Consider the following 5,965-nt stretch of genomic DNA (forward strand, 5'->3'; position numbering starts at 1 on the left):
CGCGCACAGGCCCCGCATCGGCGGGGGAAGCTAAAAGAGCGTGATGGGCGTACACTAAAAGCCCCGCATCGGCGGGGGAAGCTGATATGCCGCAGACGAAAAGCCTCCCCCGTGCGGCACGGGGGAGGGGGACCGCGAAGCGGTGGAAGGGGCGCCTGTAGGAGCTGCGGCTCTTTTTCGATGGAGTACAGGTCGAGGCCTTTGAGCGATGGAGGAAAGGCAATCTCATGCGTGACTACAAGTCAAGGTCAAAGAAATACGCAAAAGAGATGCGGCACAGCATGACGCCCGAAGAACGACGTCTTTGGTATGATTTTCTGTCAAAGCATTCCTGCCATTTTCGCCGACAGCAGCCCATCGGAAAATATATTGTAGATTTCTATGCGGTTTCACTGCGCCTTGCTGTAGAGGTGGACGGAAGTCAGCATTTTGAGGAAGAAGTGCGGCTCTATGACGATGCGCGGACGAAATTTTTGAGGGAGCACGATATTCGCCTGCTCCGCTTTACGAATGAACAAATTCAAAGAAAATTTTCCGATGTCTGTGCGGCGGTTGAACGGGCGATTGCCGATATTCGATTAGGGGATGATGTGTGCGGGGCAGAAGAGGATGGGCACGTGTATTGATGTCAGATCGTTGCACGAGTCACGGGCGCCCCTATCGGCAGAGAGTCGAATGAGTGAGAGGCGCCCCTATCGGCTCGCGTTGCTCGCCACTTCTACGCGTTTCGCGCACAGGCCCTGCATCGGCGGGGGAAGCTAATATACCGTGAACGAAAAGCCTCCCCCGTGCGGCACGGGGGAGGGGGACCGCGAAGCGGTGGAAGGGGCGCCTTGGACGATTTTGGTTTTCTGCCGTGAGAGAGTCGCACGAGATACAAGCGCCCCTATCGCCTCACTGCGTTCGGCACTTCTACGCGTTTCGCGCACAGGCCCCGCATTGGCGGGGGAAGCTAAAAGAGTGGGATGGGGCGCCGTGGACGGCTCAAGCGAAATGAGCTTCAAAAGGGAAGGATGAAATTATGCTCGTGGAGGATCTGTGGCGGCTGTTCGATATCATCGGGACGCTCGCCTTTGCTGTGTCGGGAGCGCTTGTGGGGCTGTCGCGCCGCATGGATATCTTCGGCATCTCGGTGCTCGCGCTCGCGACGGCGGTCGGCGGCGGTATGGTGCGCGATATGCTGGTCGGCATCACGCCGCCGATGGCGCTGCGCGATACGACGAATTTTCTCCTCTCGGTGGGGGTCGCGCTCGCGACATCGCTGCTCTATCAGTGGACGGCGCTGCACCGCATGCGGCGGCAGCGTCTGCTGACGATCTTCAATGTGTCGGATACGATCGGTCTGGCTGCCTTTACGATCACGGGCGCACTGACGGGTGTGCGCGTCGGCGGCGAGGACAGCTATGTGCTGCCGATCCTGCTCGCGGCGACGACGGCGGTGGGCGGCGGCATGATCCGCGACGTGCTGGCGCAGCGGATGCCCGTTGTGCTCTATGCGGAGGTCTATGCGGCAGCGGCTCTCGTGGGGGCGTTTGTCTTTTGCACGCTGCGCTTTACGCTCGGCGTGGAGACGGACTCGTGGCTCGCGTTCCTGATTGTGCTCCTGATCCGTTTTGCGGCGATTCACTGGAACTGGAGTCTCTATCATCCGCGCCCGCCGAAGCGGCATCGTGCGCATAAAGTGGAGGAGTAACGGGAGCGCCCCTTCCGTCATACTGACGCGTACTGCCTCCCGCGTTCCTAAAACTGCAAAAAAATCCCCGCACGCCGGAATGTCCGATGTGCGGGGATTTTCTATGCGCTGCTAAGGAAGTACTGATAAATTCAGCCGCACCAATCTGAGGGGCTATTTTATCAGCGATTCCCTAAATCTTAGCTGTGGTGGTGATCGACGCCGACCATGACGGACGTTGCCTTGATGACGGCGTACGCTTCCTTGCCGACCTCGAGGCCGAGCTCCTGGATGGAGTTCAGGCTGATCGTCGCCGTGACGACGTCGCCGCCCTTCAGCTCGATGCCGACGATGCCGTTGACGGCACCCTTCTCGATCGAGACGACCTTGCCTTTGAGCTGGTTACGTGCACTGAGTTTCATAATAGTTCCCTCCCTTATTTTGTAGTAACAATACTATTATAACATAGTACCTCTGAAAAAAGCGTGATGAAGGTCACCTTTTTAGCGAATAAATACGACGTTTGTCGCGTCGAGGAAGCCGCTTGCGCCGTTCTCGAGAAGGAGGCGCCGGGCATCCTCACTCGAGAGGACGGGATTCGCACCGCCGTCAACGGCGATGGCACGCAGACGCAGCGGATTCTTGCCGGCACGCGTGGCGTCGGACTCGCTGCGTGCGTATGCTGCCATGCCGTTTGCGACGACCTTGTCGCTGTCGAGGTTCTTGTAGCCGTAGATGGGGCGGCCGTTCTCCGCCTTGATGACAGGGCTCATGACGGGACGCAGTCCAAGACCACGGCAGTCGATGATGACGCCGGTGTAGCCGCCGATCGCTTTTCCTGTGGGCGCGGCTGCAGCAGAGCTGCTGGATGGTGCAGGTACGAGGGGGGCGGGGGCAGTCGTTTTGCCTGTGTTCTTCGGACGATCTGTCCTGCGATTGCCGCGGTCGTACGTGCCGTTGCCCGTTGTGTCGTAGTTCTGCGGGCGATAGGGCGTGTAGACGCTGTCGGGCGCCGTCCACGCGTCGGGCGTCCTGTTCGGCGTAAAGATACCGCTTGCGAGCGAGCCGGCACCGTAGATGGGCAGCTCGAGGGTGACGGTATACGAGCCGTCACGGTTCGACTTCTCCTCAACGATCTGTGCGCCGCGGATCAGGGCGCTGACGTGGGTGCGGATGGTGTTGTTCGTCACCATCATGTTCTCCACGGTGGTGGTGGCATCGACGCTGACGCCCTGAATCTGCTCGGCGAGCTGACGGTAGGCGTCGGTGATGGCGGCGCGCCGCGCAAGCGCACGTGCCTGCGCATAGCTCACGGTGTTCGGGGGAGCTATGCCAAGGCCTTCCGCACGAATATTGCCTCCGTCCCAGTTGGCAGCGGCCTCGGTCGTGCTCTGTGCTCCGATGAGCAGTGCGAGCATGAGAACAGCAAACACCATAGATTTTAGAGTCTGCATAGATGTTCCTCCTTGAATTTTCTAAGAGTACCTTCCATTGGAATATCGCAAATAAAGGATAGAAGATGATAAAAAATAAATTAGTATTTCGTGAGAGCCTGGGACACTAAGAGCGGGTGTTGTTGCAAATGCGAATTATTTATACTATAATAAACGAAATACAGTGCTCGCTGTATTTCGTGCACATCTTGTTTTTCGATGGGAGGAAATTCGATGAAGAAAAAATTTTTGGCAGCAATGCTTGGTGCAGCGATGGGGCTGGGTATGTATGCAGCTCCTGCGGACGCGCACGGGGTCTTCTTTGCGAATCGCGTTGATATGAAGACGCTCGTGCTCGGAGAAGGTCCTCTCGACAATGCGTACAACCCCGACTGCGTGCAGCGCATTGACGCGTATGATGTGAACTTCCAGCCGACGACAGTGGAGCGTGTCGACGGGGAGAAGAATGTGAGCATCGTGCCGGGGGATGATCTCGGTGTGACGGCGACGTTCTTCGACTATGGCTATTTTGCCAAGACGACGGACGGCAAGGTGATCCCGACCCGTGACTTCTCGAACATCGAGAATCTCAAGGCGGTGACGTATGCCTACAAGTATAACGTGCACTACTGGAATGCAGATGTGCGGCCGGCGGGACTCTACAATGTGCCCATCCAGATTGTGCCGGCGGTGAACCCGCTGACGCTGCGCCGCGGTGATACGCTGCAGCTGCGCATCTACAAGGACGGCGCACCGTATGCCAATGCACCCGTGATCGCGGATGTGCTCGGCGACCTGACGAATGAGACGCAGGCGGATGCGAACGGCTATGTCTCCGTGCGCATCGCGAACAACGGTCTGAACGTGATCGGCGTCGAGGTCGGTTTCCCCACGGACAATGAGATTGTAACGAAGAAGATCTTCAGCTCACTCTCCTTCATTATCCCCGCCGAGTAAAACCTCATAGCAAACGAAACGCGCAGCTGTGTATGCAGCTGCGTTTTTTTTGTGCGTTTTGTATTGCTGTAATAATACGTTCTTCTTGATTAAAATAATAATGGAAAACAGGCGAAAAAACCTAGACGGGATAAAAAACACATGATATAATTTTGAAAGGTGTTAAGAAAAAATAAATTTGTTGACATTTTCTTAACACGAGGTGAGCAGCCGCATTCCTGCGGATAGAGATGAGACAGCAAAGCAGAACGAAGTGCGAAGGAATCGTGCTTTGCAAAATGCGGCACAAGGTGCGTACTTCCGAAAGGATGGTAGAGAGCATGAAGAAAAAAGAGGCAAGGATTCTAGCAGCGGCACTACTCACGGGCAGCACACTGCTGGCAGCAGGGACCGCAGGGGCAGCACCTGCGGACAGCGACCGCAGCAGCGCATCGCGCGAGATCCAGCGCGTGGGCAGCGACATTCGTCAGGAGGCAGAGAAGAACGCAAAACCCTTGGACGTGAAGAATATGAACGTACGCGTCAGCGCCGTCATCGTCCAGGGCGTAGACAGCATGAGCGAAAGGACCGTGCGTGCCCTGTTGCCTGAGCTCTCCCGTGAGACCGTCAACATCCGCAAACTCTCGCAGGAGATCCAGAGTGTCAACGACACGGGTGCGCTCGTCCTCGGAACGGAGTTTACGCCCGCAGGAGCCGGCGCCTATCGTGTCACCGTTCGTGTGCAGGAGAAAAAGAGCGACCATGTCCGCCTCAGCGTCAGCAACACGGGGACGGAGGAGACAGGCGACTGGCGCAACTCCCTCACCTACCTCAACACCAATATCTCTGGGAATGCAGATACCCTCGGCGTCTCCTTCGTTACCTCCCCGGGACATTTTGGTGATGTAAAGGTCGGCGCACTCTCCTATCGGAAACTCATGCCGGAGTGGAAAGGTGCCATCTCCGCAAGCGTCAGCCACGGACGCACAAACATCGACAACTACCCGACGGGGACCAGCCTTTACGACCTCAATATCGGCGGCAAGAGCACGAGTGCCGACCTGCACTATCAGCGATTCCTCTCCTACACCTCGCGCAACAAGGACATTCTCGACTTCGGGATCGGGTATCGGCGCACGGAGAGCGACTATGGTTTTACCATCGGCGGCAGACCCATCAAACTCGAAACCGACTACCGCGTCATCCTCGCTAGGGCAACCTATCTGCACGCGGAGCGCAAAGCGAACAGCACGTTCTCGTATAACGTGGGAATTGCGGCCAATATCAATGGGGATGGAGCAGCGTATGAGCGTGTCTCGCCTGGGGCAGACCGCCAGTTTACTCTCCTGCGTGCAGGGGTGAACTATCAGGCACGCACGGCAGGTGACTGGATCGGCGCCGTACGACTCAGCGGACAGTACACACGCGATCACGTCGTTCCGTCTGAGCAGATCGGTGCGGGCGGACAGATGAGCGTACGCGGATTCGACGAGCGTGCGATCGGTGCGGACAAGGGCTTTGTCGGCAGCCTTGAGATCTACACACCGGAGATTGCAAAGCACACGCGACTCATCGCATTCACGGACTATGCGCACCTCTCGAACAACAAGAGCAGCGCGAACCGCAACCTGATCTTTGACAGTGAGAGCATCGCGAGCGCGGGACTTGGCGTACGCTATGCAGATGGGCATTTCTCGCTCGCACTCGACTATGCAGCGATCCTGCGTGACGCAGACAAGGTGAACCTCACGAAGCAGAACAGCCGCCATTGGAACCTGATGGCGAGCGTGAACTTCTAAGGGGCGCCCCTATCGGCTCACTACGCTCGGCACCTCCCCCGTAGCGGCGGGGGAAGCTGATGTAGCGTTTCTCAAAGCCCCCGTAGCGACGGGGAAAGCTGTGAGCCGTACCCCAAAGCCTCCCC

General features: G+C 57.5%; 6 protein-coding genes. 4 read left to right on the top strand and 2 right to left on the bottom strand.

All coding sequences use genetic code 11. The annotated features are described in order from the left end of the window. Positions 1-227: 227 nt before the first annotated feature. Positions 228-626 carry an endonuclease domain-containing protein gene (locus HMPREF1992_RS08630; RefSeq protein ID WP_021685503.1) on the top strand — a complete coding sequence of 133 codons (399 nt, stop codon included), beginning with the start codon at positions 228-230 and terminating at the stop codon, positions 624-626. Positions 627-1,021: 395 nt separating this feature from the next. Continuing rightward, positions 1,022-1,693, top strand: a complete 672-nt coding sequence (locus tag HMPREF1992_RS08635; protein ID WP_021685504.1) for a trimeric intracellular cation channel family protein — start codon at positions 1,022-1,024, stop codon at positions 1,691-1,693. 179 nt (positions 1,694-1,872) lie between these two features. On the opposite strand, the gene HMPREF1992_RS08640 is transcribed toward HMPREF1992_RS08635, so the two are convergent. Further along, positions 1,873-2,094, bottom strand: a complete 222-nt coding sequence (locus HMPREF1992_RS08640; RefSeq protein WP_021685505.1) for a molybdopterin-binding protein — start codon at positions 2,092-2,094, stop codon at positions 1,873-1,875. An 81-nt stretch (positions 2,095-2,175) separates the two neighbouring features. Further along, positions 2,176-3,126 carry an LPP20 family lipoprotein gene (locus HMPREF1992_RS08645; protein WP_021685506.1) on the bottom strand — a complete coding sequence of 317 codons (951 nt, stop codon included), beginning with the start codon at positions 3,124-3,126 and terminating at the stop codon, positions 2,176-2,178. 213 nt (positions 3,127-3,339) lie between these two features. Between HMPREF1992_RS08645 and HMPREF1992_RS08650 the strand changes: the two genes are divergently transcribed. Next, on the top strand, positions 3,340-4,062 hold the full coding sequence (locus tag HMPREF1992_RS08650; protein ID WP_021685507.1) for a DUF4198 domain-containing protein: 723 nt from the start codon (positions 3,340-3,342) through the stop codon (positions 4,060-4,062). A gap of 320 nt (positions 4,063-4,382) precedes the next feature. Continuing rightward, entirely contained in the window at positions 4,383-5,840 is a 1,458-nt protein-coding gene (locus HMPREF1992_RS08655; protein ID WP_037359310.1) for a ShlB/FhaC/HecB family hemolysin secretion/activation protein, read from the top strand. Positions 5,841-5,965: the final 125 nt, after the last annotated feature.

The organism is Selenomonas sp. oral taxon 892 str. F0426, assembly GCF_000468035.1.
Classification (GTDB): Bacteria; Bacillota; Negativicutes; order Selenomonadales; family Selenomonadaceae; genus Centipeda.

Bases quoted from the DNA above. Each gene is read 5' to 3' on its own strand.
- HMPREF1992_RS08630 (WP_021685503.1), top strand. From the start codon at position 228: ATGCGTGACTACAAGTCAAGGTCAAAGAAATACGCAAAAGAGATGCGG.
- HMPREF1992_RS08650 (WP_021685507.1), top strand. From the start codon at position 3,340: ATGAAGAAAAAATTTTTGGCAGCAATGCTTGGTGCAGCGATGGGGCTG.
- HMPREF1992_RS08640 (WP_021685505.1), bottom strand. From the start codon at position 2,094: ATGAAACTCAGTGCACGTAACCAGCTCAAAGGCAAGGTCGTCTCGATC.
- HMPREF1992_RS08655 (WP_037359310.1), top strand. From the start codon at position 4,383: ATGAAGAAAAAAGAGGCAAGGATTCTAGCAGCGGCACTACTCACGGGC.
- HMPREF1992_RS08645 (WP_021685506.1), bottom strand. From the start codon at position 3,126: ATGCAGACTCTAAAATCTATGGTGTTTGCTGTTCTCATGCTCGCACTG.
- HMPREF1992_RS08635 (WP_021685504.1), top strand. From the start codon at position 1,022: ATGCTCGTGGAGGATCTGTGGCGGCTGTTCGATATCATCGGGACGCTC.